The following is a 23,837-nucleotide window of genomic DNA, read 5'->3' as shown; positions in this document are numbered from 1 at the left end:
ATGAAGAAGATATGCTGTTTTTTAATCTTATTAATTCTTTTCTTGGTAGAACAGGCCTTTTCTGTAAGGCTAAAAGACATAAGTGAAGTAGAAGGGGTAAGAGGTAATTTTTTGGTAGGTTATGGGTTAGTGGTTGGTCTTAAACAGACCGGAGACGGAGACCAGACCAAGTTTACCGTGCAGTCCATAGTAAACATGCTTGAAAGGTTTGGTATTTTAGTCCCTAAGGAACAGGTAAAATTAAAAAACGTGGCTGCGGTGATGGTTACTGCCTATCTCCCTCCTTATGCTAGGCCTGGACAAAGGATTGACGTAGAGGTTTCTGCTATAGGGGATGCGAAGAGCCTTCAGGGGGGGACGTTGCTTATGACCCCTTTAAAAGGTCCTGACGGACAGGTTTATGCCTTAGCTCAAGGTCCGATTTCTATAGGTGGTTTTGGTGCCCAGGGAGGTGGGGCTCAGGTGCAGGTAAACCATCCTACCGTAGGTAAAATCCCTAACGGAGCCATCGTAGAAAGGGAGGTTCCGATGGAAGACCTAAACAGCCTCTCAAAAATAGTCCTTACTTTAAAGACTGAGGATTTTACTACTACTGCAAGGACGGTAGAGAATATCAATGCTTATTTAAAAGGAAACTATGCCAAGGCTTTAGACCTTAAAAACATAGAATTAACCGTTCCTCCTAATTATCAAAGAAAGGTAGTAAAGCTTTTAGGAGAGATAGGTAACCTTGAGGTAATACCTGATGCTCCTGCTAAGGTGGTGATAGACGAAAAAACCGGGACGGTTATCATCGGAGAAAACGTAAAGATTGCAAAGGTAGCGGTAGCCCATGGAAATTTAAGCGTAGAGATTAAAGAAACCCTAGAGGTTTCTCAGCCCTATCCTCTTTCCCCTGGAGAGACTGTGGTTACTCCTAGGACGGAGCTACAGGCTAAGGAACAGAAGGCAAAGATTGTGGTTTTAGAAGAAGGGGTAACCTTAGGAGAACTGGTGAGGGCGCTTAATGCGGTAGGGGCAACCCCAAGAGAGCTTATCGCTATCTTGCAGGCTATAAAAGCTGCAGGTGCTTTACACGCAGACTTGGTAATCATATAAAGGGGTTTATATATGAAGGCTTATGGTATTTATTACCAAAACCTTAAGGAGATAAACACTTTAGCTAAAAAAGACCCTAAGGCAGCGCTTAAAACCCTTTGCAATGAGTTTGAGTCGCTTATCTGGTATGAAATTTTAAAGAATTTTGATCAGTCTATATGGAAAAGCAATCTTTTTCCTGAAACCCTTGAGAAAAAGATTTATCAAGATTTTCTTTATCAAGAAGTAGGAAGGACATTAGCCGGAAGGCCAAAAAGTTTAGGAGACTACCTTTATCAAAATCTTTTAAAAAGTACCTATCTAAAGAACAGAATAGAAAAATCCGATAAATAAATAGGGAGGTGATTTTAGAATGGTGAGAAAAGAGTTGATCGAGTTAAAAGAGACATTAGAGAAAGAAAAAAGAGCACTTATGAAGGGTGCGGTAGAGGAAATACTTAAATGGGCTTCTTATAAAGCAAGACTGGCTAATTTTTTAAAAGATAAAGATTTTACCAAGGAAGAGCAAGAGATGTTAAAAGAAATTTTTCAGATAAATGAGAAAAATAAGCTGATAATCCAAGCAGGGCTTAATTTTGTAGAAGAGGCTTACAGTTTTTTGAGTAATATGCTTTGCCAGCAAAAGACCACCTATGGTAAGGTTTCACATCAATCCCCAAGGGTTATTTCCAAATCAGCTTAAGAGTGTTTTATGGCTGGGCTTACAAGTACTTTAAACATCGCTAAAAATTCTTTGCTTGCCTTTCAGTTGGCTACCCAGGTTATAGGACATAACATTTCTAACGTAAACAACGAAGCCTATTCTAGGCAAAAAGTAGTGGAAACTACTTATCCTCCAAGCCCTTCTCCTGTAGGACCTATAGGCACTGGAGTAAGGATAGACTACATAAAACGATACTTTGATAGTTTTTTAGAAAGAAACCTTAACCTTAAGTATACTGATTTTGGACTTTATAATGCAGAAGAAGCTGGGCTTAATGTTTTAGAGAGCCTTTTTAACGAGGTAACCGAGGGAGTAGGACTTACTTCCGTTTTAAAGAACTTTTGGGCTTCTTGGCAATCCTTAGCCAACGCTCCTGAAAACTTGGCTGCAAGAACACAGGTTTTGGAAAACGGAAAATTGATAACCGAGATTCTTAAAAGCAAGTTTCAAGGTCTCAGAGACCTTGAAACTCAGATAGGTCTTAAATTGAAAAACATGGCAGATAACATCAATAAAATATCTTCTCAAATTGCCGAACTAAACTTACAGATTACCGCCCTTGAGTCTGGTGGAAAAACCGCTAATGACCTTAGAGACCAAAGGGATGCCCTTATTAGACAACTTTCTCAGTTAGCTTCTATTCAGTATTTTGAAACCAAAGAAGGTGCATATAATGTAGTTTTAGGTAAAGGTTTTAATTTGGTAAACTTAGATAGAACATGGAAGCTTGAAATTTCCGGGACTGACCTGTATTGGGTCGATTCTTCAGGGGCAAAAGTGCCTCTTTCAAGCAAAGAAGTGTCTTCTGGAGAATTAGGTGGTTGGTTAAGACTTCTGGAACAGCTCTCAGATAAATACAATTATGAGTATGTCTCAGGAAACAAAATAAACTATAATCTTTTCGGAAAATTGATTTCGGAAGGTGATAAACTTTCAGACTTAGGCCTTTCAGGTATAGTAAACTTTAATATTACAGGCACAGACCACCTTGGAAACAGTGTTTCAGGAAGTATTAGTTATGACCTTACTACCACTCCTAATGCTACCTTGAGAGATCTTTTAGATAAAATAGAGGAGCTTTATAATTACACGGTTAAAGCCTACATAAAAGATGGGAGGCTTTTTATAGAGGACAACTTTAGAGGACCTGGTAAACTTGAGTTCTCTATGAGTGGTCCTGTTGATTTTGGAGGTTTTTCAGACCCAGCTTATCAAAGGAGGGTGGAAGAGCTAAATTTAGCCGGAAAGTTAAAACTTTTTGGTGAAGAACTGGTAAAAGCAGTTAACGAACTTCATACCCAAGGGGTTGGATTAACCTTCTATGAAGGAGAGCTGGAAGGGGCCTACTCTGTCAAACAATATCTCAAAGAACTGCCGTATTTTTTAGACCTTTCTAAAAATCCTTCAGGTACAGAATTAACAGGATTTTTTTATGTTTGGGTTAAAAATCCTCAAGGGCAGATAGTTCCTGTAAAAATTTCGGTTGAAGGTTTAAGCGTAAACGCTACTCTTGATGACCTGGCAAATAGAATTAACGAAGGCCTACAGCAGGCAGGTTTTTATGATCCTGCAAACCCGAACGCTCAGTATCTTAAAGCTTTGGTAAGAGGAGGAAAGCTTGTTTTTCAGGCTAAAGAAGGTTTTGCTTATGCCTTTTCAAACGATACTTCAGGTATTCTTCTTTCTACAGGAATAAACCTGTTTTTTTTAGGTACAGACCCAGAAGACCTGTCGGTAAACAATGTTTTCGTGCTCAAACCAGAGTTAATAGCCTCAGGCAAGATGGACTTAGCTTCTTTTAGAACAGAAACTTCTCTTTTTAAGGTCTATAAAAGCTTTACTACGATAGATGCTAATCAAACTTTTGATAATAGTCTTAGCAAAATTTTTCTTAGGTTTTATGACGATAAAATCAACCAGGTATCGCTGTTTGACCAAAATCCATCAAACGAAAAGGTGTTTTTTGTATTAGAAGGAAACGTCTCAGAAGAGATCAAGCTAACAGACCTTGGGTTTGCCAATAATACTATCATAACCTATAACGGGACCCTTTATGATGGAACGGCTGTAAGCGGAAGTTTTCAAGTTTCTCCCTTTTCTACGGTAAAAGACCTTATGAATAGTATAAAAACTACTTATAATAATACGGTTGAGGTTTATATAAAAAACGGGATGTTGATCATAGAAAATAAAAACCCTGGCGATAGTAGTTTAACCTTTAATTCAGATGAGTTAGCTCAAAACACCTACTTTGGTTCTTCCTATAGATGGAACCTTTCTCCTTCTGGTGAGTATTTTGTAGAAGTTTCTGTAAGAACAAACGAAACTTTATCGTCTATTTTTTCTAAAATAGACAGGCTCCCTTATATTAGAGCATACATTGACGCAGACGGAAAGGCAGTCATTAGCCTTGAACCCAACCAGACCAAAACCTATGCCTTTGAGATAGGTGATAACAGTTCAACCAACGGATTTATAGATTTTTTGACTACACAAAATATGTATATACCTTCGTTTAGAGGAGACCCAGATGTTAGTATTAATAGAGTTTCTACCGGTTTTGAAGACTTTATCTTAGATAACACAAGAGAAGATTATCTTTCTTTTTATCTCTTTGATAAAAAGGGAGATTACATAGACACCTTTAGAATAAGGCTTGATGACGGAAAAACTATTTTAGACGTGATAAAAGAGATTAACTCTCCTGAAAATGCACGTTATGGGCTTTCTGCAAGGCTTGATAGGGAGGGGAAACTGATAATAGAAACTACTGGTCTTTACCAGACAGCAACTTTTGTAGTTCAAGACGAAACCTCATACGGAACCAACTATATTCAAAAAAGCTTTGACCAAGGGTTTATCAATAAACTTAAAGGTTATGAGTTTAAGCGAGGGGACAACAGAACAGCCCAGGCTATAGCTGACCTTGCTTCTGTTACCAGAAAAAGTCTAAATTATGCCACCCTTGAAGACTATTATTCAAGCTTGATAGGAGAGGTTGGGGCAGCCACTAAGGCGGTAAAAGATAGTAAAAGCTTCTTAGAAACCCTTATCTCACAGATAAAGGCCATAAAAGACAGTGTTTCTGGAGTTTCTTTAGATGAGGAGATGACAAACCTTATAAAATACCAACAGGCCTTTGCTGCAGCGGCTAAACTTTTAACCTCAGTAGAGGATATGTTAGAAAACCTTATTAACGCTAAACGTTAAATTTTGAGAGGTTAAAACCATGAGGATAGGGTTTAATACCAAATATAACAGCGTGCTTGCCGACCTAAACCGTCTTTCTTCTGAATTAAACCTTACCCAGCTTAAAATTTCTTCCGGTAAGAATTTTACCAGACCTTCTGATAGCCCTTCTGACGTAGTCATTTCCCTTAACTATAAACAAGGTATCAACAGGATAGAAAAATACCAAAAGGCTATAGATGAAGGCCTTGCCTTTTTAAAAACACAAGAAGCTACTTTAGGTCAGGTTGAAGACTTGGTGGCAAGGGCTAAGGTGCTTGCCATCCAAGCAGCGAACGCAACCCAGGATATAAACGCAAGGAAGGCCACCGCAGAAGAAATAGATAAAATTTTTCAGGCAGTTTTATCTTTGGCTAACTCTCAATTAGGAGAAAAATATCTTTTTTCAGGACAGAAAACCAGCGGTTTCCCTCCAGGGGCTTTTCCTTTTCAGTTAACCAAAGAAACCCTTCCTAACGGACAGACAATAGAAAAGGTGGTTTATAACGGTTCGGTTGAGGATTTTTCTATAAGCTATGATAAAGGTATGCAGATAAAACTGGGAGAAAACGGACAAAAAATATTTATGGATTCAGGAATTTTTGAAACCCTTATAGGTTTAAAAAGGCTTCTTTTAAAGGATAACCAAATAGACTATCAACAAGAAACCTATAACATCCAGGAATTTATAGGAAAGCTTGACGAGGTTTATAACCATATTGCAGCCAAAAGAGGTTTGGTAGGGGCACAGATATCCCATCTTGAGACCAAAAAAGAGCTGTATATAGACTTTAAACAGACCTTAGAGAATAATTTAGGAGAGGTTGAAAGCGCTGATTTGGCTGAGCTTGCAACCAAGATGCAACAGCTTTCTATTGCCTATGACGCAGCATTAAAGGCTACCGCTATGGTAAGTGGTATGAGCCTGGTTAAGTATGTTTAAAGTTTAGTCCAAGTGGGAAAGAGGAAATTTTTTCCCGAGATATAAAGATGGGTTAGGTGAGAGTTTAAGTGAATAAGGTATATTCCATAGCCCTGAGGACCTTCCCCAAAGGCAAGGAGATAATCTCCAGTTGGAGAAAAGGTAGGGTCTTCTAACCGGCCTTTAAAAAGGATCTTTTTTACATTCCCAGTATTAAGGTCATGTAAAATCAAATAGGTCAAACCTCCTCCCCTTGAGAGGTAGAGAACTTTATCTTCCTTTGGTGAAAATCTGGGAGAGGTATTATAAGCCCTGATGGTAGAAATTTTTTTATCTTGTTTAGTTTCTAAGTCAAAAAGATTTATGGTAGGTTTTCCTGTTCTGCGGTCATGAACATAAAGAAGCTTTTTTCCATCTTTCGAGACATCAGCTACTTGGTAGACCCCACCTCCTTTTAACATCGGTTCAAGGCTCTGCTTTTCTAAACTAAACCTATAGATCCCTATTTCTCCTTGGTATTCTATGGTTAAGAAAAGATTTTTTTCATCTGGGCTCCATACAGGGGTAGAGCTTATACCCTTTATCCAAAATACCTTGGTTTCACCTGTTTTAAGGTCTAAAATCTCTAAAGCATATTGTTTTTTTTCATAGACTAAGTAGGCAATCTTTTGGCCAGAGGGAGAAAACTTAGGGAATAAAATAAGAGGGGCTGTCCTTAATTCCTTAGGGTTTTCTTTGGAAAAATCAGAGAGGTATAACCGGTCTTTTCCTAAGGACCTTTTTACAAAGGCTATTTTAGAGTAAGCTATACCTTTATGGTTAGAAAGTTCCTCTATCACTTTATCTGCAAGAAGATAAATAAGCCTTTCTGATTGAGAAAGCGTACCTTCTAAACGGTATTCTTTTATGATTTTTTTCTCAACCAAGTCTTCAAGTTGAGCCGTAAGGGTTATTCCGGAAGAGGTTAGAGTAAAACTTCCTGTGAGATAATATTCTCTGGATAACGATTGAGAAAAAGGAGGGTTAGGGGTTGCCAGCACAAAAAGATGGAGATTAATCATTTTTCTTAGAAGAGGAGTAAGTTTGGCTGAAAGAGAGGAATCTCCTTTAAAATCAGGAACCCTAACCAAAACTTTTCCAAAAGATTGACCTTCGACAGTGATAACAGGGATACCCTCTGAGGTCTCAGAGGCCTTAGCAGGAGATATTCCTGCTAAGGCTAAAAAGAGAAGTAAAATCCACCATATAAGTCTATTTTTCATAAGATCCGTTTTCCATCTTTACTACGTCTTCAAACTTTATGTCCATACCAAGGATTCCGATGATTTCTTCGTATTTATTTCTTATAGGTATAGAAAGAGTGATGCAGAGATTTCCTGTGATTCTCGAGGTATAAAATTTAGAAATATAAGTTTTCCCTGTTTTCAACGGCACTTTAAACCATTCTCTATTTTCAAAAGTTTCAGTTCTAAGAAGTTCTTCAAATTTCTGGAGGTACTCTATGTCATTACTTACACCTATGATTGGTTTGCCTTCAGTATCTACTATATAGATAAACTGTACATAAGGATGTTCTTCTAAAAACTTTTTAAGCACAGGCTTTATTTCTTTTGCCTGTAGGGTAGATATTTCTTTTTCTTGTGAAAGGTCCTCAAGATAATGGGACATAAGCTGGATTACATAATCTCTTAGGTGGTCAAGCTCAGACACAAAGAGTTCAGGAAGATATTTTTTGGTATAAGCCAGCATTTCTTCGTTTGAAATAGGGGTAACCCTACCTTTTTCGTATTCCTCGATGATTTTTTTGTAAATTTTTGCCACTCCTGGGTGCCTTTTATCGATTTGTTTTTCTCCAGTAAGCCCAAAATGCATGTTAATCCAGTAAGCAATACCAGCGGTTCCGCTTTTATCAGTAATGATAATTTGAATAGGCCTTTTAAGCACCCGTAAGGTGTCAAAAGAGTTGTAAATTTCTTCGTTTTTTATCAATCCATCTATATGGATACCTGCTTTAGTAGCGTTAAACTCTTCTCCCACCAAAGGCTGTCTTGAAGGTATTTTTTCATGAAGTTCTTTTTTATAATAATTTACGATGTCTGTAATTACTGAAACCTCCATTCCATCGGTTGTGCCTTTTAAAGCAATATATTCAAAAACCATGGCTTCAAGGGGGGTATTACCGGTCCTTTCTCCTATACCAAGAAGGGAGGTGTTAACATAAGTACATCCGTAAAGCCAGGCGGCGGTAGCATTTATTACCGATTTGTAGAAGTCATTATGGCCATGCCATTCAAGTAGTTCTTCAGGAACCCCAGCCTCTTCTATTAAAGCCCTTATAAGCTTAGGCACGCTTACAGGTAAGGCGGCTTCAGGATAAGGCACCCCTAAACCTAAGGTATCGCAAAGTCTTATTTTTATATCTATCCCACTTTCTTCTCTAAGTTTCATAAGCTCTATAGCAAAAGGTATCACAAATCCATAGATGTCTGCCCTGGTAATATCTTCAAAATGGCATCTTGGACGGATACCTAAGGAAAGGGCCTCTTTGATTATAGCCAAATAGTCCTCTAAAGCTTGTTTTCTAGTTTTTTTGAGCTTTAAAAAAATGTGGTAATCAGAACAAGAGGTAAGAATACCCGTTTCTTTAAGACCGGCTTCTTTTACCAATTTTAGGTCATTTTTATTAGCCCTTATCCATCCTGTTATTTCAGGGTATTGGTATTCTAAAGCGAGACATCTTTCTAAGGCCTCTCGGTCTTTTTGGGTATAGAGGAAAAGCTCAGTCTTTCTTATTATTCCTTTAGGTCCGCTGAGTTTGTGTAAAAATTTATAAAGGGTTTCTATTTGTTCAGGAGTATAAGGTACCCTTGCTTGTTGACCGTCTCTAAAAGTAGTATCAGTTATGTAAAAATTTTTAGCCGGCTGGGGAGGAATATATTTTCCATCAAAAAAAATCCTGGGAGGTTCTACATAAGGAAAAAAATCTTTAAAAAGATTTGGGTTATCAGTGTCTCTTAAGATGTAATTTTCCTTGTTAGGTTTAAATTTTAGCATTCCAGAACCCTTTATTTACCAAGAGGTAATTAATTTAAAACCTCTTGGGCTGGGGTATTTTTATCCCGCCTTTAAGGGTAAGGGTTTTCCCCAGCAGGCGGTATTACCCTTACCTAAAGAATTATTAAATTTTAAATTTAAAATCAATTGGTTAAAAATCAAGTTATAGATGGGAGCTGTAAAATTTTCTTATCAAACAGAACGGGTATAAAATTTTTTTTCGATGAATAAAAAGTAGATGACCTCCTACTTGAGGACTTGTAGGGGGTATATTTTTACAAAAATTTTTAAACTTATTAACCCAAAGGGGGGTTGACAAATCTTTTTTTAGTAGGATTATAAATCTTCAATATGAGCTTAAACTTAGAAAGGGTAATAAAGGAGATGGATAACACCTTTAAAATTTTCCCTGCAGAAAGGACCTATGGTGTAGAGTATGCCATTAGAGATATCGTTGAGGCTTCGTTAGAAGCCAAAAGAGCGGGAAAAGACCTTATCTGTCTTAACATAGGAGACCCGGTTAAATACGGGTTTAAAACACCAGAGCATATCGTTAAAGCAGCTTGTGAGGCTCTTTTAAACAATCTAAACTCTTATTCAGAATCTACCGGAATATCTGAAGCTATAGAAGCTATAAGAGGTTATGCCCTTAAGAAGGGTATTAAACCGGTGGATATCTACATCACGCAGGGGGCATCTGAAGCAATAGAATTTGCTATTTCAGCCTTAGCAAATCCTGGAGATAACATTCTTTTGCCTTCCCCTTGTTATCCTCTCTATCAGGCTATAGTAGCTAAATTTCAGATCGAACCTCGCTTCTACTATCTTGACGAAGAGAAAGACTGGGAAATAGAGATAGATTCTATAGAACCTTTAATAGATAAAAGGACCAAAGCTATAGTGCTTATAAATCCCAACAATCCTACAGGAGCAATTTATTCTAAAAAGACTTTAGAACAAATTTTAGACATAGCAGAAAGATACCATCTTGTGGTGCTTTCTGATGAAATCTATGACCAATTTGTTTTAGAAGAGGATTTAGAGCATGTTTCTATAGCGGCTTTAACAGATGAAGTCCCTGTGATAACTTTTAATGGTCTTTCTAAAAACTATTTTGCTCCTGGGTTTAGAATAGGTTGGGGTATAGTTTCTGGCCCTGAAGAAATGCTTAAAGATTACATAGAGGCTATACATAAACTTGCCCGTACCCGCCTTTGTGCTTCCCATCCTCTTCAGTTTGCCATCCCAGCAGCCCTTAACAATGAAAACCATTACATAAAACAGGTAATCTTTGAACTTAGAAAAAGAAGGGACCTCTTAATAGATGGAATAAACCTTATTCCTATGCTTTCTTGTGTAAAACCTAAAGGGGCTTTTTATGCTTTTCCAAGGTTTGAAATTCCTGGGATCCAAGATTTAGATTTTGTTAAAAGGTTGATTTTAGAAGAAGGGGTGGTATTAGTTCACGGTAGTGGCTTTGGTCAAAAACCTAACAGCCAGCATTTTCGTATCATCTTTCTTCCAGAAGAATCTGTAATTATAAAGGCTTTAGAAAGGATAGAAAGGTTTGTGAAGAAATTTCTTTAGACATGAGGATCCCTTCGGTTAATGAAGTTAAAGAACGTCTTTCTCGGCTTTATCCAGGATATCCCTTAAGTTATTTTACTGAACCTGCACGTAGGGTAACCAATTTTATAAGGGAAAAATGGCAAAAAGGTGAGTTAAAAGAGCTTACCGAGGAATGTCTTTTAAATTATATCAAACAGGTTTTTGAAGATTATGAAAAACCCTCTTTACAAAGAGTAATTAATGCTACAGGAGTAGTAATCCACACCAATTTAGGAAGAGCACCTTTAGCAGAAAAAGCTATAGAAGAGATAGTAAAAGTAGCTAAGTTTTATAGTAACTTAGAGTTTAACTTAGAAGAAGGAAAAAGGGGAAGTAGATATGTTCATGTAGAGGAAATCCTTAAAGAGATTACCGGAGCAGAAGGGGCGATAGTAGTTAACAACAACGCCTCAGCCGTCTTGATATCTCTTAATACATTAGCTTTTGGGAAAGAAGTCATCGTTTCCAGGGGCGAATTAGTAGAAATAGGCGGTTCATTTAGGATTCCTGAGGTAATGAAATGGGCTGGCTGTATCCTTCGTGAGGTAGGAACTACCAACAAAACCCATCTTTATGACTACGAAAAAGCTATAAACGAAAATACAGGATTACTACTTAAAGTGCATAAGAGCAACTTTGCTATCGTTGGTTTTACTAAAGAAGTAAGTTCAGAAGAGTTGGTAGTCTTAGGAAGAAAATACAACTTACCGGTAATGGAGGATTTGGGAAGCGGTTGTTTGATAGATTTGTCCAAATATGGGTATCCAAAAGAACCAACGGTTAAAGAAATATTAGCTGCAGGGGTAGACATCGTTACCTTTTCTGGGGACAAACTTTTAGGTGGTCCTCAAGCAGGTATTATCCTTGGTAAAAAGGATCTTATAGAAAAAATCCGAAAAAATCCTTTAAACCGTGCTTTGAGGATAGATAAACTTACTTTAGCAGGCTTAGAAGTCACCTTAAGACTTTATCGAGACGAAAACTTAGCCAGAGAGTACATTCCTACTTTAAAAATGATCCTAACCCCTAAAGAACAACTTAAAAAAGAGGCTATTAAACTAGCTAATCGTTTAAAGAAGCTTGGGCTAGAAGGGTTTCAGTTTAAAGTGCTGGAAAGTTCAGGAAAGACCGGAGGTGGTTCTTTGCCTTTGTTAGACTTACCTTCTTTTGTAGTAGGGGTTTATTCAGAAAAAGTTTCTCCTCAAAGGTTGCAAGAATTTTTAAGAAAAAACCAGCCTCCTATTATTACTAGGATAGAAGAAGATTTTTTGGTAATAGACCCAAGATGTCTTTTTAAACAAGATTATCCAGAAATCTTAAAGGCCTTTAAGAGGTTAAAAGATGGGGTTTAAAGTTCCTGCCAACTGGGATTGGTTTTTCCCATATCTAAAAGAAACTTTTTCTGGAGAAGGTTTAACCCCAGAAGACCTTTTTATCCATTCTACCACAGACCTCTTAAAAATCTATCCCAATCAAAAGCTTTTACCACTTTTATTGATGGAAAGATTTTTATTGGAAAGGGTAGAAGGTAATATTTTTAAAAAAGAAATATTATCTTTAGTACTTGAAAGAGAAAAAGTAAAAGGATATCTTTTGAAATTATCAAAAGAATTTAATCCTAAATTGTTAGAGTTTTCGTTAATTAACATAGAGGAAAACCTGTTTTTTTATCCCCTTTCATGGGGAGGGTTTAACAAACTTCTTTTTTTGTTATGGAAACAAGAAATTCCTTTTTTAGCTGTGGAAATAGAACTGGGAAGTCTTAACGATTATCACCGGTTTTTAGAACCCCCTCAGCGTTTAGACTTCAGTAGGTTTACCTTACAAACTCAAGAAAGACTTAAAGATTATCTTCCTTTTGAAGATTTAAGTTTAGTTGAAGAGATTGAAGAAAAATTTTTGGCAGAAGGAGATTTTTTACTTTTAGCAGACAAAAAAGGACCTATCCCAGAGGATTTGTTTAAAGATATAAAAATATTAATAATAAAGGAAAGTCCCCAAGAGTTTTTATTGGTTGGAAAAGGTGATGTTAATAAACTTTTAGAGAGAGTTGAGGCTCTTTTTAGAAAAGTAGGGATCCTTTCTAAGGAGATTTGGAGGGTTTATCAAGTAGAAGGGGCTTCTCCTTTGATGTATGCTCTTTCGGCCCTTGAACATGCAAGAAGGCTAAAAACAGAACAAAAGGTGTTTTTTGAAGGGTTTACCTATCATGTTTTAGGAGACCTTTATTATGAATGGGAAGATTTAGGCAAGGCATTAAAATATTATGATTTAGCAGAGGGTTTTACTAAACAGCCTATAGAGCTTGCTTTGAGTAAAGGGGCTATTTATTATCTCTTAGGGGAGTTTGACCAGGCAGAAGAGATATTAAAGTCCCATCTTTGTGGATGTGAAAAAGAAGACCCTGCCCTTCATTATAACTTAGGGTTGATTTATTATCAAAAAGAGGCCTATGAAAAAAGTAGATACCATTTTTACAAAGCTCATCTTTTGGAACCAAAAAATACTCTTTTTAGAGAGGCTTTAATAAAGTTTTTATGGGATACAGGGGCTTATCAAGAATTAGAAGAGGTCTTTTCGGGTATCGATGACTTAACACCTAAAGAACAATTATATTTAGGAAAGCTTTATTTTTATCAAAAGAAATATGAGCAGGCCTTTGAATTGTTAAAAAGGACATTAAATCTTCCAGAAAGAGACGGAGAAACTTTAGGCTTTTTGGCCTGGCTTTATGTTTATTTCAACAAAGAAAAAGAGGTTTGTGATTTATTAAAAGAAGAGGCAAAAAAACTTCTCACTGAGAAAGAAAAGAAAAAGTTAATAGAAGAGTTTGGAATTGAGTTTAGATGAAACTAACGGTCTTAGGCTCAGGCACTGGATGGATAAGGCTTGACAGAAATGCCCCAGGCTATCTATTAGAAGAAGAAGGTTTTTTGTTGGTTCTTGACCTGGGATATGGGGTTCTAAAACAGTTTTTGAAACTGGGGTACAAGTTAGAAGACATCTCAGCGATTTTCATTTCTCATTTTCATCCAGACCATATTTCTGACATCATCCCTTTCTTTTTTGCCAGTAGGTATAAACTTGGGTATAAAAGGGTTCAACCGGTATATGTTTATGCTCCTGTCGGTTTTTTTAGCTTCCTTGAGAAATTAAATCAAGCCTTTAACCGTTGGGTTGAACCACCTAAGGAAGCTTTTAAGTTGGTAGAGCTTCCGTTGGTAGAAAGCTACGAATTTTTAATAGGGCCTTTTAAAGCTAAAACATCCCCGGTGAAACATAACCCAGAAAGCATAGCTATAAGATTGGAATCCCAAGGGAAAAGCCTTGCTTATTCTGGAGATACAGGTTTTTGTGATACCCTTATAAGACTTGCCAAAAAAGCAGATATACTTATTTTGGAATGCGCTAATTCAGAGGACCTAAAAGTAGAAGGGCATCTTTCTCCTGAAGAAGCTGGAATGATTGCAGAAGAAAGTAAGGTAAGCAAACTTGTTCTTTCTCATTTTTACCCCCATAGTGAAAAAAAAGAAATACCAGCTATAATAAAGAAGTACTTCTCAGGCGAAGTAATTTTAGCTAAGGATTTTACAGTTCTAACCTTATGAAGGTCCTTAAGATAGTTTGGCAAAAAAGTAAAGAAGAGAATCCTTTTGCAGAAAGAACTAACCTAACTTATTTAAACTTAGAAAGAGCCCTTAAAACCTTAGAACCTATTTTATTTGGGATGGGAATTAAGGTTGAATTTGAAAAAAGAGAGGTTGAAAAAAGGCCTCAGGATCTTAAGGATTGGGAAAAAAGGGTTTGGATAGAAGATAAACCGATAGAAGACCTTTTAGACATAGAGACAAGACAGAGTTTCTGTTTCGGAATATGTGGGAAAGTATGCGATGTGTTGTGTAAGGACAAGATAGAAGAGATACCTGAGCATCTTATACTTACTGCGGTTTTTAATGTGATACGAGAAAAGTTTAACATAGGGGGATTATATCATGGAGGGAATAGACCCTAAAATTTTAAATAAGTTAAAACAAAAGGTCCAAAAAGAAATTGCTTTAAAAGAAATAGAGACTACCGAGTATTGGTTAAACGAGCTTTTAAAGGTTTATCAGAAAAATCATCAAAGTTTAGCTGATTTTAAGGCTGAGGTTAGACAGTTTATAGACCGAATGAAAAATCGTTTAGAGGTCTTAAAAACTAAAGGATATTAAAGGAGAAAAAGATGAAGTACATCAGCACCAGAGGAGGAATGGAAAAAATCCCTTTTAAGCAGACTGTTTTTGAAGGGCTTGCGCCTGACGGTGGTTTGATAATTCCTGAGAAGGTTCCAAGATTAACCCCTGAAGAGCTAAAAACATGGAGCACCCTTTCTTATCAGGAACTTGCTTTAAATGTTTTTAGGTATTTTGTAGACGATATTTTAGAAGATACCTTAAAAGAAATCATCTACCGTTCTTATCAAACTTTTAGAACCAAAGAGGTTACCCCGGTAGTAAAAATAGGAGACATTTATATTTTAGAACTTTTTCATGGTCCTACTTGGGCTTTTAAAGACGTAGCCCTTCAATTTTTAGGGAACCTTTTTGAAAAACTTTTGTTAGAAACAGGAGAAAAGATTAACATCCTTGGAGCTACTTCAGGAGATACTGGTTCTGCAGCCATCTATGGTGTTAGAGGTAAAAAGAACATAGCCATTTTTATTCTTCATCCTCATCGTAGAGTTTCTGAAGTCCAGGCTTTGATGATGACCACTGTAACCGATGACAACGTTTTTAATTTAGCGATAGAAGGTACCTTTGACGATTGTCAAGCAATAGTAAAACAGATTTTTATGGATTTGGATTTTAAAAGAAGATACAGGCTTACAGCCATAAACTCGATTAACTGGGCAAGGGTTATGGCACAGATGGTTTATTATTTCTGGGCTTATTTTAGGGTTTGTGAAAAAGAAGGGGTAGAACAGGTTATGTTTTCGGTCCCTACTGGAAACTTTGGAGACATTTTTGCCGGTTACTTGGCAAGGAAGATGTTAGGAGAAGAAAGGGTTCCTAAGTTGATTTTAGCTACCAATGAAAACGATATCCTTTATAGGTTTGTTAACTTTGGAGATTATTCAGTAGGGCAAGTAAAGCCTACCATCAGCCCTTCCATGGACATACAGGTAGCTAGCAACTTTGAACGCTATCTTTATTATCTATTAGGAGAAGACTCAGAAAAGACAAAACAGGCTATGGAAAAGTTTGCTTCTGAAAAGACTTTAAAGTTTGACCAAAACATAATTGAGAAAATCCAACAAGACTTTCTTTCCGACCGAGCAACTGAAGAGGAAACCTTTGAGACTATCAGAACTTTTTATGAGAATACAGGGTATATTCTTGACCCTCATACTGCAGTAGGAATAAAGGCAGCTTATCGGTTTAAAAAGGACATACCTATAGTTTGTTTAGCTACCGCCCATCCTGCTAAGTTTCCTGAAACAGTAAGTAAGGCTTTAGGTATAGAGTTTGAACTTCCTGATGAGATAAAAAAACTTTATCATCTTCCTCAAAAATATGACATATTATCCGCCTCAGTAGCCAAAGTAAAGGAATATATTGAGTATAAAGCCGTTTAAGATTTAAGTATAAAAAACGAAAAAAATAACCGAAAAATGAAATTAAATAAACTGAAAATTGTGGTTATTTTGGGTTTTTTAGTCTTAGTTGTCGTTTGGTATGCCGTTAAAAGAACTTATTTTTTTAATGAATTAGCCGGTTTGATTTTTTCCCCATTTTGGAAGGGTTCTACCTATTCTGGGGAAAAAAGTAGAAGTTTTTTAGAAAATTATTTTTTTTTAGTAAACCTTAGAAAAGAAAACGAAAGGCTTAAAGAGGAGAACCTGCTTTTAAAAGCTCAACTGGCTCAATATAAAGAAAGGGAAAGGATTTATTCAGAATTAGAGAAGTTTTATCGTATATCTTCTCAGTTTAACTATCCAAAGATTGCTGCTCGTATTATCTACAAACCTTTGGATTATTTTTCAGACATCATTTTTATAGACAAAGGAAGCAAAGATGGAGTAATGCCTCAAATGCCTGTTTTGGCTATGGCAGGAGGTGAGGCGGTGGTTTTAATAGGTCAAGTGGTAGAGGTTTATAATTGCTGGAGTAAGGTTATTTTGATAAATCATCCCTCTTTTGCCGCAGACGTTAAGGTTATAAGAACAGGAGATCGAGGTATTTTAAGAGGAAGGTCTGAATCCCATCCTTTTGTGTATTATTTACCAGGTGATGCTCAGGTTAAAGAGCAAGATGAAATTCTCACTTCAGGCCAAGATGGTCTTTTCCCTCCGGGTATTTTGATAGGAAAAGTAGTTCAGGTATCTAGAGACCCAACCCAGAGTGTTTTTAAAATGGCTGAAATAGCACCTTTGGTAGATCTTTATCGAATAGACTTAGTGTTTGTTTTGGCTAAAATTCCTGAAATCAATTTTTAACCATGAATTTTAAAGAATTTTTGGGAATAGGAGTTCTTTTAGCCTTTTTGGTTCTTTTTTTAAAGGGTTTTTTACAAAGTTTTTTCCTAAGTCCTTTGGGTAATCCTTTTTTAGCCATAGCTTTAGTTTTTCTTAGTTATAGAAAGGTTAATTTGTGGCTATGGGTTTACCTTTTGTTTTTGGGTTTTATAAGTGGAATAGAGACTAATCAGGAGGTTTTAACCTTAGGTTATTTTTTGATTTTGGGTATATTCTTTGATTGGGTTAAGGGATATTTAGACCTAAACTCTTTCCGTATCAAATTTTTCTTTTGGGGGGCTAATCTATTGTTTTTTTTTGCAATAAAACTTTTTCTTTTACTTTGGACGGTGCATTTTAGTTTCGCTTTAAGTTTTTGGGTCTTTCAAGTAAAAAAGTTGATACATTTTACTTTATTTACTCTGTTTTGGGCTTTTGGGATTGATTTTTTTCTTAAAAATTGGTTAGTCAAAAAAGAAGAGATCTAAGTGAATGAAAAGAAGGGCTTTTTTAATCCAAGATTTTGCTAAGGCTAAACAAAAGATTTTAAATTCTGAGTTCTGGGATAAAAGACTTTTTTGGGCTAAAGTTTTGTTGATCGTTATTTTGATCATTCTCTGGGGGAGATTTTTTTATTTACAAGTCATAAAACATTCATACTATGCTAAAAAAGCTAAATCTCGCTCAGTGGTTAGTTATGTAATAAAAGCCCCTCGAGGAAATATAATTACTGCAGATGGGGTGGTGGTAGCTACTAATAAAGCGGTTTTTAATCTTTATATAGATGTTGAAGCGGTTAAAGATAAAGAAGATGAGGTTTTATATAAATTAAGCAAACTTTTGCAGGAGGATTTTGGTAGTTTAAAAGAGCAATTTTATCTGCTTAAAAAAACTTCCATAAGTCGAGTGCTTTTAAAGTCTGATTTGCGCTGGGATGAAGTAGCTAAGGTTATGGTAAGGCTTTACTATTTACCTGGGGTAAGCGTAGAGGTAGAGTCTGAAAGATATTATCCTTATGGAGAAGCTTATTTCCATTTGATAGGTTATGTTTCTAAAATTACTCGAGAAGAATACCTCAAACTTAAAGACAAAGGATATCATGTAGAAGACCTAATAGGAAGAAAGGGATTAGAAAGGGTTTTTGAAACAGAACTTAAGGGTAAAAACGGAGTGGTGGAGATAGAGAGAGACGCCTACGGTAGATTAGGTAGAGTAATTTCACGAACAGAGCCTGTAGCAGGAAACGACCTTTTTTTAACCATAGACCATAATCTTCAGCTTACAGCTTATGAATTATTGAAAGGTAAAAGAGGGGCTATTATCGCCCTTTCTCCTTTAGACGGTGGTATTTTAGCTATGGTTAGTTCTCCTTCTATAGACCCTCAAAAGTTTATTTCAGGTTTTTCTAAAGAGGAATGGCAGGCCCTTTCTTCTGCTAAGGAAAGCCCTTTTTTGAATAAGACTTTAAAGGGTTATCCTCCAGGATCAACCTTTAAAGTTATTACTGCTTTAACAGCTTTAAGAAAGGGGACTATAACCAATACGGGACAAAGTGTTTTTTGTCCTGGATATTTTAATTTTGGTAGTAGAACCTTTAAATGTTGGGAACACCGAGGACATGGCACAGTGGGATTGATAAAGGCTATAGCGGTGTCTTGCGATGTATATTTTTATACCTTAGGGACTAAGCTCGATGTAGACGACATAGCTAAAATTTCAAGAGAGTTTGGTTTAGGGCAAAAAGCTTTAGGTTGGGTAGAGGAGGACTTAGGGCTTGTTCCTGATAGAGAATGGAAAAAGAAGAGATTAAAACAGGATTGGTTCCCAGGGGAAACGGTAGTCCTTTCTATAGGACAAGGGTATTTATTGGTGTCACCTATCCAATTAGCCAGGCTTTATATGGCCATAGCAAACGGTGGTTATTTATACCGTCCTTATGTAGTAAAAGCTATTCAAAGGATAGACGGAAGCAAGATAGAATTTCAGTCAGTTTTAGAAAAAAAGATAGATATAAACCCTCAGCATTTAGACTGGATAAGACAAGGACTTATCGAAGTGGTTAAAGCTGGAACGGCTAAGTCTGCTGCTCTTCCAGGAATAATGGTTGCAGGCAAGACAGGAACCGCTCAAGTGGTTTCTTCTAAAGCAAAAACTAAACATCTTGAAAACCATGCCTGGTTTGTAAGTTATGCAGGAAAGGATACCCCAGAGATAGTTAGCACGGTTTTTGTAGAACATGGAGGCCATGGAGGAGGTGTAGCTGCTCCCCTTGCGAGAGAGCTTTATAAAGTGTTTTTTAAAATTTCTACCCCTCCCACTCAGACCTCAGAAGAAGGAGAAGGGTTACCAGAATTAGAAGAGGGATTAGAGAACCCCTATATAGAGGGAGAAAATGCAAGTGAAGGAAGATAACTATCAAGAGGCAGTAAGAAGAAATTTAAAAGGTTTTTTAGTGGTTTTAGCTTTGTTTTTTTTAGGGAATGTTCATCAGTTTTTTATTGCTGAAAGCTTAGGATTTTTTATAAAAAATTTGTTATGGCACATTGTAGGTCTTTTCCTCTTCTTTTTTTTGGTTTTTTTTACAGATTATAAAAAAATCTCTTTTCAGATGGTATGGTATGCCTATTGGGGTTTAAACTTTTTGTTGCTGGTCATGCTAATTTTTCATAAAAGATGGCTTAATTTAGGTTTTATCTCCATCCAGCCTTCAGAATTTATAAAATTTATTTTAGTTTTGTTGATAAGCCTTTATCTTAGCCGAGAACCTAACGAAGTGATTTCTACTAAGAAATTTTTTAAACTAGTCGGTCTTATTGTTTTACCTTTAATTTTAATCCTTCCTATGGACTTGGACTATGCCTTTATCATGGGGGTTATGTTTTTTTCTTGGTTGCTTTTTATAGGAATCCCTAAGAGGATTTTAGGGTTGCTTTTAGTGTGCGCGTTTGTTTTTTCTATAATAGCCGTTCCTATAGGATGGCAAAAGCTAAAGCCACATCAGAAAGGAAGGATTTATGGGTATCTTGACCCTGAAAAATATGCGAAAACCTGGGGTTATCAGTTGAACCAATCGCTTATCGCCATAGGTTCTGGTGGTTTGACAGGGCAAAAGTTTTATAAAGGTTGGTCTACTCGCTTGGGATACTTACCTGCTAAACATACTGATCTGGCCTTTGCTGTTTGGGCAGAAACTTGGGGGTTGTTAGGAGTTTCGGTTTTTTTAGCTCTTTACGGGTATTTAGTTTATTTTGGAATTTGTGTTTCTCAGTTTACCAAAGATTGGTTTGGAAAATATTTAAGTTTAGGTATAAGCTTGATTTTACTTTGGCAACTATTTTTTAACATAGGTGGTTGTTCAGGTTTATTACCTATGACCAGTATCCCTGTACCTTTTTTAAGTTATGGCGGATCTATCACGATTTCGGTTTATATTTTACTGTATTTGCTATTTAACGTGGCCATAAAAAAGTATTTCTTTAAATAATTTTATTTTTTATAACTTTCTAAAACTTGACTTTTTAAAAATTTATAATACAAATTTAGCTTTAAGATAGTTAAAAAAGTCTAACTAAAGGAGTGGGTGAAAGATGATAAACGTGGATTTTACTCTTTTTATTCAAATTATTGAAGCTTTGATTATGACTTTTATTTTGCACCAAATTTTAATTAAGCCTGTTATGAATGCCATGCAAAAAAGAGAGCAGCATTTTGCAAGCTTAGAAAGAGAAACTAAGGAGCTTTTAAACTCAGCGGAGGAAATTATCAAAAAATATGAAGAAGAGCTTGCCAAAGCAAGGGCAGAGGGAGCCCAAAAGAGAGAGCTTTTGAAGGAAGAGGCTCGTAAAATTGAGAAGGATTTGCTTTCCAAGGTTTTAAAAGAAGTAGAAGAATACAAAAATCAGTGGTCTCAAGAGTTTTCTAAACAGCTTGAGGGAATTAGAAAGGATTTGCAGGGCCGTATAGAAGTCTTTGCAGGTTTGATCGTTGAAAGAGTTTTAGGGAGGAAGGTATGATAAAGGAGAGAAAAATGATTTTATTTGGTTTAACTGTTTTGTTGTTTGGTGCTGAATTGGTTTGGGCTGCTGGTGGGGCAGAAGGTGGTTCTCATGGAGTAACCCCTACCCAGTTAAAGAATCTTTTTTGGTTTACTTTAAACTTTATAGCCTTGGTAATTATTCTTTATAAGTTTGCCAGGAAGCCTGTAGTGAGTATGTTTAAATCTCGGCAAGAAAACATATTGCGCCAATATAATGAACTTTTAGAAAAGAAAAAGGAAGCAGAGGCTAAATACTTAGAGCTCCAGGAAAAGGTTAAAAACTTAGAAAAAGAGGCTCAGGCTATCTACGAAAATTATGTAGCCCAGGGGTTAAAAGAAAAGGAAAGAATTATTGAAGAGGCTAACCTTCAGGCAGAGAGGATTAAGCAACAGGCAGAACTTTACATTCAGCAAGAGATAGAAAAGACTAAAAACATATTGAGAGAGGAAGTTGCGGAGGCTGCAGTTAAATTAGCTGAAGAACTTTTAAAGAAGAATATTACTGAAGAAGATCAGAGAAAAATTTATAAAGAATTTATAAACGAAATTAAAGGGAGGGTGGTTCATTGAAAGGAATAGTCATAGCCCTAAAGTATGCTAAAGGTTTTTTTGCGGCAGCTAAAGAATTAGGTAAAACTAAGGAGTTTGGGGAGCAGCTCGGTAAAATTAAGGAGTTGCTCGACTCGATGCCTGAGGTTTTGCAAGCCTTGCAAAGCCCTATTTATCCACCTGATTTAAAAATGGAGGTGGTAGAGGAGCTTTTAAAGGCCCTTCAGGTTGACCCTGAAGTGGAAAGGTTTTTGAGGTTGTTGGTAGAAAAAAGAAGGATACAGTTGATAGGAGAAATATTTACCCTCTATCAAAGCCTGCTTGATGAGGAATTAGGGGTGGCAAGAGGAGAGGTTTATACTTCTTATCCTCTAAGTGAAGAAGAGGTTAAAGAGTTGCAAGAAGTTTTAAAAGGCTTTCTGAAAAAAGAGGTTATTTTGGAGCCTAAGTTAGACGAAAGTATTTTGGGTGGTGTGAAGGTAAAGATAGGTGATTTGGTTTTAGATAGCACTATTAAAACTCAGTTGGAAAAATTTAAAGAAATCATAAAAGGAGAGGTGCTGTGATGCAGGGGATAAGGGTAGAAGAGATTAGCGATTTAATCAAAAAAAGGATTGAGGAGTACGAGAAAAAGATAGACTTAAACGAGATGGGTGTAGTTATCTCGGTGGGTGACGGTGTTGCCCGTGCCTTTGGTTTGAGAAATTGTCAAGCTATGGAGCTTATCGAGTTTGTAGAAGCAGGAGAAATGGGAATTGCGTTGAACTTGGAGTTTGACAACGTGGGTATCCCTATTATGGGTGATGCTACCAAGATTAAAGAGGGTCAAACGGTAAAAAGAACGGGAAGGATTGCTGAGGTTCCGGTAGGAGAGGCTGTTATTGGAAGGGTTATAGACCCCTTAGGAAGACCTCTTGACGGAAAAGGTCCTATCCAAGCTAAGGAGTTCAGAAGAATAGAGGTAAAAGCCCCTGGTATCATTAAAAGAAAACCTGTTCATGAGCCTATGTACACCGGTATTAAGGCTATTGATGCTATGACTCCTGTCGGAAGAGGACAGAGAGAGCTTATTATTGGTGATAGACAAACTGGAAAAACTGCCATTGCTATAGATGCTATTTTAGCTCAGAAAAATTCAGACATTTATTGTATCTATGTAGCAGTGGGACAGAAAAAGTCGAACATAGCTCAGATAGTAGAAGTTTTGCGTAGATACGGGGCTATGGAATATACCACCATCGTAGTAGCGGCAGCATCTGACCCAGCTACTTTGCAGTATATTGCTCCTTATTCTGGATGTGCTATCGGTGAATACTTTAGAGATACGGGTAGACATGCTTTGATTATATATGATGACCTTTCTAAACAGGCTAATGCCTACCGTGAAGTGTCCCTTCTTTTGAGAAGACCTCCTGGACGTGAGGCATATCCTGGTGACATCTTTTATAACCATTCAAGACTTTTGGAAAGAGCGGCTAAACTCCATGATAATTATGGTGCCGGGTCTTTGACTGCATTACCTATTATTGAAACTTTGCAGGGAGACGTTTCTGCCTATATTCCTACCAACGTTATTTCTATTACTGACGGGCAGATTTATTTGGAGCCTGGTTTGTTCTTTGCCGGTATTCGTCCAGCTATTAACGTAGGTCTTTCTGTTTCTCGAGTTGGAGGTGCAGCTCAGATTAAAGCTATGAAGCAGGTAGCTGGAAGGTTAAGGCTTGAACTTGCTCAGTACAGAGAATTGGCGGCTTTTGCGCAGTTCGGTTCAGAGCTCGATAAGGCTACTCAGAGGGTTCTTCATAGGGGTGCCCGTTTGGTAGAAATTTTGAAACAACCTCAGTATCAACCTCTTCCGGTAGAAAAGGAGGTATGTATCCTTTTTGCTGGAACAAGAGGGTTTTTAGATGAGATGCCTTTAGAAGTTTTAGGCCAGTATGAGAAAGAATTGTACGAGTTTATCGAGAGTAAATATCCTGAGATTTATAAAGAAATAAGGGAGAAAAAAGAAATTTCTCCTGAATTAGAGCAAAAGATGACTCAAGCGTTCAAAGAATTTAACGAACTTTTTAAGAAAAATAATAATATTGAACCTGTGCCTGTTCCATAAGAGATTGAGAGGGTTTTGAGCTGGTTGATAGATAAA

Annotated in this window: 22 protein-coding genes; 20 read left to right on the top strand and 2 right to left on the bottom strand. The window is 36.8% G+C overall.

The genetic code is table 11. The features are described from left to right. The 5 genes from F1847_RS06335 to flgL are packed head-to-tail and all read left to right on the top strand — an operon-like array spanning window position 1 to window position 5,972. On the top strand, window positions 1–1,098 hold the full coding sequence (locus F1847_RS06335) for a flagellar basal body P-ring protein FlgI (RefSeq protein ID WP_150072235.1): 1,098 nt from the start codon (window positions 1–3) through the stop codon (window positions 1,096–1,098). Between the two features lie 12 nt (window positions 1,099–1,110). Beyond that, window positions 1,111–1,431: a hypothetical protein gene (locus F1847_RS06330; protein WP_150072234.1), complete on the top strand. Its 321-nt coding sequence runs from the start codon at window positions 1,111–1,113 to the stop codon at window positions 1,429–1,431. Window positions 1,432–1,450: 19 nt separating this feature from the next. Further along, window positions 1,451–1,780 (top strand): hypothetical protein, encoded by a 330-nt coding sequence (locus F1847_RS06325; RefSeq protein ID WP_150072233.1) that lies wholly within the window; start codon window positions 1,451–1,453, stop codon window positions 1,778–1,780. A 9-nt stretch (window positions 1,781–1,789) separates the two neighbouring features. Further along, a complete protein-coding gene (flgK, locus tag F1847_RS06320; protein WP_150072232.1) occupies window positions 1,790–5,011 on the top strand; it encodes a flagellar hook-associated protein FlgK in 3,222 nt (1,073 codons plus the stop codon). Window positions 5,012–5,030: 19 nt separating this feature from the next. Then, a complete protein-coding gene (flgL, locus tag F1847_RS06315) occupies window positions 5,031–5,972 on the top strand; it encodes a flagellar hook-associated protein FlgL (RefSeq protein ID WP_150072231.1) in 942 nt (313 codons plus the stop codon). On the opposite strand, the gene F1847_RS06310 is transcribed toward flgL, so the two are convergent. Together F1847_RS06310 and F1847_RS06305 are read right to left on the bottom strand one after the other, a co-directional pair. Beyond that, window positions 5,969–7,213, bottom strand: coding sequence for a hypothetical protein (locus tag F1847_RS06310; protein ID WP_150072230.1), 1,245 nt, complete (start codon window positions 7,211–7,213; stop codon window positions 5,969–5,971). The genes flgL and F1847_RS06310 overlap by 4 nt on opposite strands. After that, window positions 7,203–9,005 carry a cache domain-containing protein gene (locus F1847_RS06305; protein WP_150072229.1) on the bottom strand — a complete coding sequence of 601 codons (1,803 nt, stop codon included), beginning with the start codon at window positions 9,003–9,005 and terminating at the stop codon, window positions 7,203–7,205. Before F1847_RS06305 ends, F1847_RS06310 begins: the two co-directional genes overlap by 11 nt. A gap of 351 nt (window positions 9,006–9,356) precedes the next feature. Here F1847_RS06305 and F1847_RS06300 point away from each other — a divergent pair, with 351 nt between their 5' ends. The 15 genes from F1847_RS06300 (at window position 9,357) to atpA (ending at window position 23,801) form a co-directional block, all read left to right on the top strand. After that, a complete protein-coding gene (locus F1847_RS06300) occupies window positions 9,357–10,592 on the top strand; it encodes an aminotransferase class I/II-fold pyridoxal phosphate-dependent enzyme (protein WP_240702772.1) in 1,236 nt (411 codons plus the stop codon). Window positions 10,593–10,594: 2 nt separating this feature from the next. Further along, window positions 10,595–11,965 carry an L-seryl-tRNA(Sec) selenium transferase gene (gene selA / locus F1847_RS06295; RefSeq protein ID WP_150072228.1) on the top strand — a complete coding sequence of 457 codons (1,371 nt, stop codon included), beginning with the start codon at window positions 10,595–10,597 and terminating at the stop codon, window positions 11,963–11,965. Next, entirely contained in the window at window positions 11,955–13,463 is a 1,509-nt protein-coding gene (locus tag F1847_RS06290; protein WP_150072227.1) for a lipopolysaccharide assembly protein LapB, read from the top strand. The genes selA and F1847_RS06290 overlap by 11 nt, the downstream gene beginning before the upstream one ends. Beyond that, window positions 13,460–14,221, top strand: coding sequence for an MBL fold metallo-hydrolase (locus F1847_RS06285; RefSeq protein ID WP_150072226.1), 762 nt, complete (start codon window positions 13,460–13,462; stop codon window positions 14,219–14,221). Before F1847_RS06290 ends, F1847_RS06285 begins: the two co-directional genes overlap by 4 nt. After that, window positions 14,218–14,625, top strand: coding sequence for a DUF2703 domain-containing protein (locus F1847_RS06280; RefSeq protein WP_150072225.1), 408 nt, complete (start codon window positions 14,218–14,220; stop codon window positions 14,623–14,625). The genes F1847_RS06285 and F1847_RS06280 overlap by 4 nt, the downstream gene beginning before the upstream one ends. After that, on the top strand, window positions 14,606–14,824 hold the full coding sequence (locus F1847_RS06275; protein WP_150072224.1) for a hypothetical protein: 219 nt from the start codon (window positions 14,606–14,608) through the stop codon (window positions 14,822–14,824). The genes F1847_RS06280 and F1847_RS06275 overlap by 20 nt, the downstream gene beginning before the upstream one ends. A gap of 11 nt (window positions 14,825–14,835) precedes the next feature. Beyond that, window positions 14,836–16,227: a threonine synthase gene (gene thrC / locus F1847_RS06270; RefSeq protein WP_150072223.1), complete on the top strand. Its 1,392-nt coding sequence runs from the start codon at window positions 14,836–14,838 to the stop codon at window positions 16,225–16,227. Between the two features lie 36 nt (window positions 16,228–16,263). Next, a complete protein-coding gene (mreC, locus tag F1847_RS06265) occupies window positions 16,264–17,088 on the top strand; it encodes a rod shape-determining protein MreC (protein ID WP_150072222.1) in 825 nt (274 codons plus the stop codon). 2 nt (window positions 17,089–17,090) lie between these two features. Next, window positions 17,091–17,594, top strand: coding sequence for a hypothetical protein (locus F1847_RS06260; protein WP_150072221.1), 504 nt, complete (start codon window positions 17,091–17,093; stop codon window positions 17,592–17,594). Between the two features lie 4 nt (window positions 17,595–17,598). Next, the gene (gene mrdA / locus F1847_RS06255; protein WP_150072220.1) at window positions 17,599–19,518 is read left to right on the top strand and encodes a penicillin-binding protein 2; all 1,920 of its coding nucleotides are present in this window, start codon (window positions 17,599–17,601) and stop codon (window positions 19,516–19,518) included. Further along, on the top strand, window positions 19,499–20,590 hold the full coding sequence (locus F1847_RS06250; protein WP_150072219.1) for an FtsW/RodA/SpoVE family cell cycle protein: 1,092 nt from the start codon (window positions 19,499–19,501) through the stop codon (window positions 20,588–20,590). Before mrdA ends, F1847_RS06250 begins: the two co-directional genes overlap by 20 nt. 103 nt (window positions 20,591–20,693) lie before the next feature. After that, complete coding sequence (locus F1847_RS06245; RefSeq protein WP_150072218.1) at window positions 20,694–21,119, top strand: hypothetical protein; 426 nt, start codon at window positions 20,694–20,696, stop codon at window positions 21,117–21,119. Next, entirely contained in the window at window positions 21,116–21,712 is a 597-nt protein-coding gene (atpF, locus tag F1847_RS06240; RefSeq protein ID WP_240702771.1) for a F0F1 ATP synthase subunit B, read from the top strand. The genes F1847_RS06245 and atpF overlap by 4 nt, the downstream gene beginning before the upstream one ends. After that, complete coding sequence (atpH, locus tag F1847_RS06235) at window positions 21,709–22,257, top strand: ATP synthase F1 subunit delta (protein WP_150072217.1); 549 nt, start codon at window positions 21,709–21,711, stop codon at window positions 22,255–22,257. The genes atpF and atpH overlap by 4 nt, the downstream gene beginning before the upstream one ends. Next, on the top strand, window positions 22,257–23,801 hold the full coding sequence (gene atpA, locus F1847_RS06230) for a F0F1 ATP synthase subunit alpha (protein ID WP_150072216.1): 1,545 nt from the start codon (window positions 22,257–22,259) through the stop codon (window positions 23,799–23,801). Before atpH ends, atpA begins: the two co-directional genes overlap by 1 nt. Window positions 23,802–23,837: the final 36 nt, after the last annotated feature.

Origin of the sequence: Thermodesulfobacterium sp. TA1 (genome assembly GCF_008630935.1) — a bacterium.
In the GTDB taxonomy this organism is placed as follows: domain Bacteria; phylum Desulfobacterota; class Thermodesulfobacteria; order Thermodesulfobacteriales; family Thermodesulfobacteriaceae; genus Thermodesulfobacterium.
The sequence above is the reverse complement of the archived record's forward strand: the minus strand, read 5'-3'. Positions and strand labels throughout refer to the sequence as shown.

What these genes read in the sequence shown, in the direction of transcription:
- F1847_RS06285 (WP_150072226.1), top strand. Translation starts at nt 13,460, where the DNA reads ATGAAACTAACGGTCTTAGGCTCAGGCACTGGATGGATAAGGCTTGAC.
- F1847_RS06325 (WP_150072233.1), top strand. Translation starts at nt 1,451, where the DNA reads ATGGTGAGAAAAGAGTTGATCGAGTTAAAAGAGACATTAGAGAAAGAA.
- F1847_RS06275 (WP_150072224.1), top strand. Translation starts at nt 14,606, where the DNA reads ATGGAGGGAATAGACCCTAAAATTTTAAATAAGTTAAAACAAAAGGTC.
- F1847_RS06250 (WP_150072219.1), top strand. Translation starts at nt 19,499, where the DNA reads ATGCAAGTGAAGGAAGATAACTATCAAGAGGCAGTAAGAAGAAATTTA.
- F1847_RS06335 (WP_150072235.1), top strand. Translation starts at nt 1, where the DNA reads ATGAAGAAGATATGCTGTTTTTTAATCTTATTAATTCTTTTCTTGGTA.
- F1847_RS06245 (WP_150072218.1), top strand. Translation starts at nt 20,694, where the DNA reads ATGATAAACGTGGATTTTACTCTTTTTATTCAAATTATTGAAGCTTTG.
- F1847_RS06260 (WP_150072221.1), top strand. Translation starts at nt 17,091, where the DNA reads ATGAATTTTAAAGAATTTTTGGGAATAGGAGTTCTTTTAGCCTTTTTG.
- F1847_RS06280 (WP_150072225.1), top strand. Translation starts at nt 14,218, where the DNA reads ATGAAGGTCCTTAAGATAGTTTGGCAAAAAAGTAAAGAAGAGAATCCT.
- atpF (WP_240702771.1), top strand. Translation starts at nt 21,116, where the DNA reads ATGATAAAGGAGAGAAAAATGATTTTATTTGGTTTAACTGTTTTGTTG.
- F1847_RS06305 (WP_150072229.1), bottom strand. Translation starts at nt 9,005, where the DNA reads ATGCTAAAATTTAAACCTAACAAGGAAAATTACATCTTAAGAGACACT.
- flgK (WP_150072232.1), top strand. Translation starts at nt 1,790, where the DNA reads ATGGCTGGGCTTACAAGTACTTTAAACATCGCTAAAAATTCTTTGCTT.
- mreC (WP_150072222.1), top strand. Translation starts at nt 16,264, where the DNA reads ATGAAATTAAATAAACTGAAAATTGTGGTTATTTTGGGTTTTTTAGTC.
- atpA (WP_150072216.1), top strand. Translation starts at nt 22,257, where the DNA reads ATGCAGGGGATAAGGGTAGAAGAGATTAGCGATTTAATCAAAAAAAGG.
- flgL (WP_150072231.1), top strand. Translation starts at nt 5,031, where the DNA reads ATGAGGATAGGGTTTAATACCAAATATAACAGCGTGCTTGCCGACCTA.
- F1847_RS06330 (WP_150072234.1), top strand. Translation starts at nt 1,111, where the DNA reads ATGAAGGCTTATGGTATTTATTACCAAAACCTTAAGGAGATAAACACT.
- F1847_RS06300 (WP_240702772.1), top strand. Translation starts at nt 9,357, where the DNA reads ATGAGCTTAAACTTAGAAAGGGTAATAAAGGAGATGGATAACACCTTT.
- mrdA (WP_150072220.1), top strand. Translation starts at nt 17,599, where the DNA reads ATGAAAAGAAGGGCTTTTTTAATCCAAGATTTTGCTAAGGCTAAACAA.
- F1847_RS06310 (WP_150072230.1), bottom strand. Translation starts at nt 7,213, where the DNA reads ATGAAAAATAGACTTATATGGTGGATTTTACTTCTCTTTTTAGCCTTA.
- selA (WP_150072228.1), top strand. Translation starts at nt 10,595, where the DNA reads ATGAGGATCCCTTCGGTTAATGAAGTTAAAGAACGTCTTTCTCGGCTT.
- F1847_RS06290 (WP_150072227.1), top strand. Translation starts at nt 11,955, where the DNA reads ATGGGGTTTAAAGTTCCTGCCAACTGGGATTGGTTTTTCCCATATCTA.
- thrC (WP_150072223.1), top strand. Translation starts at nt 14,836, where the DNA reads ATGAAGTACATCAGCACCAGAGGAGGAATGGAAAAAATCCCTTTTAAG.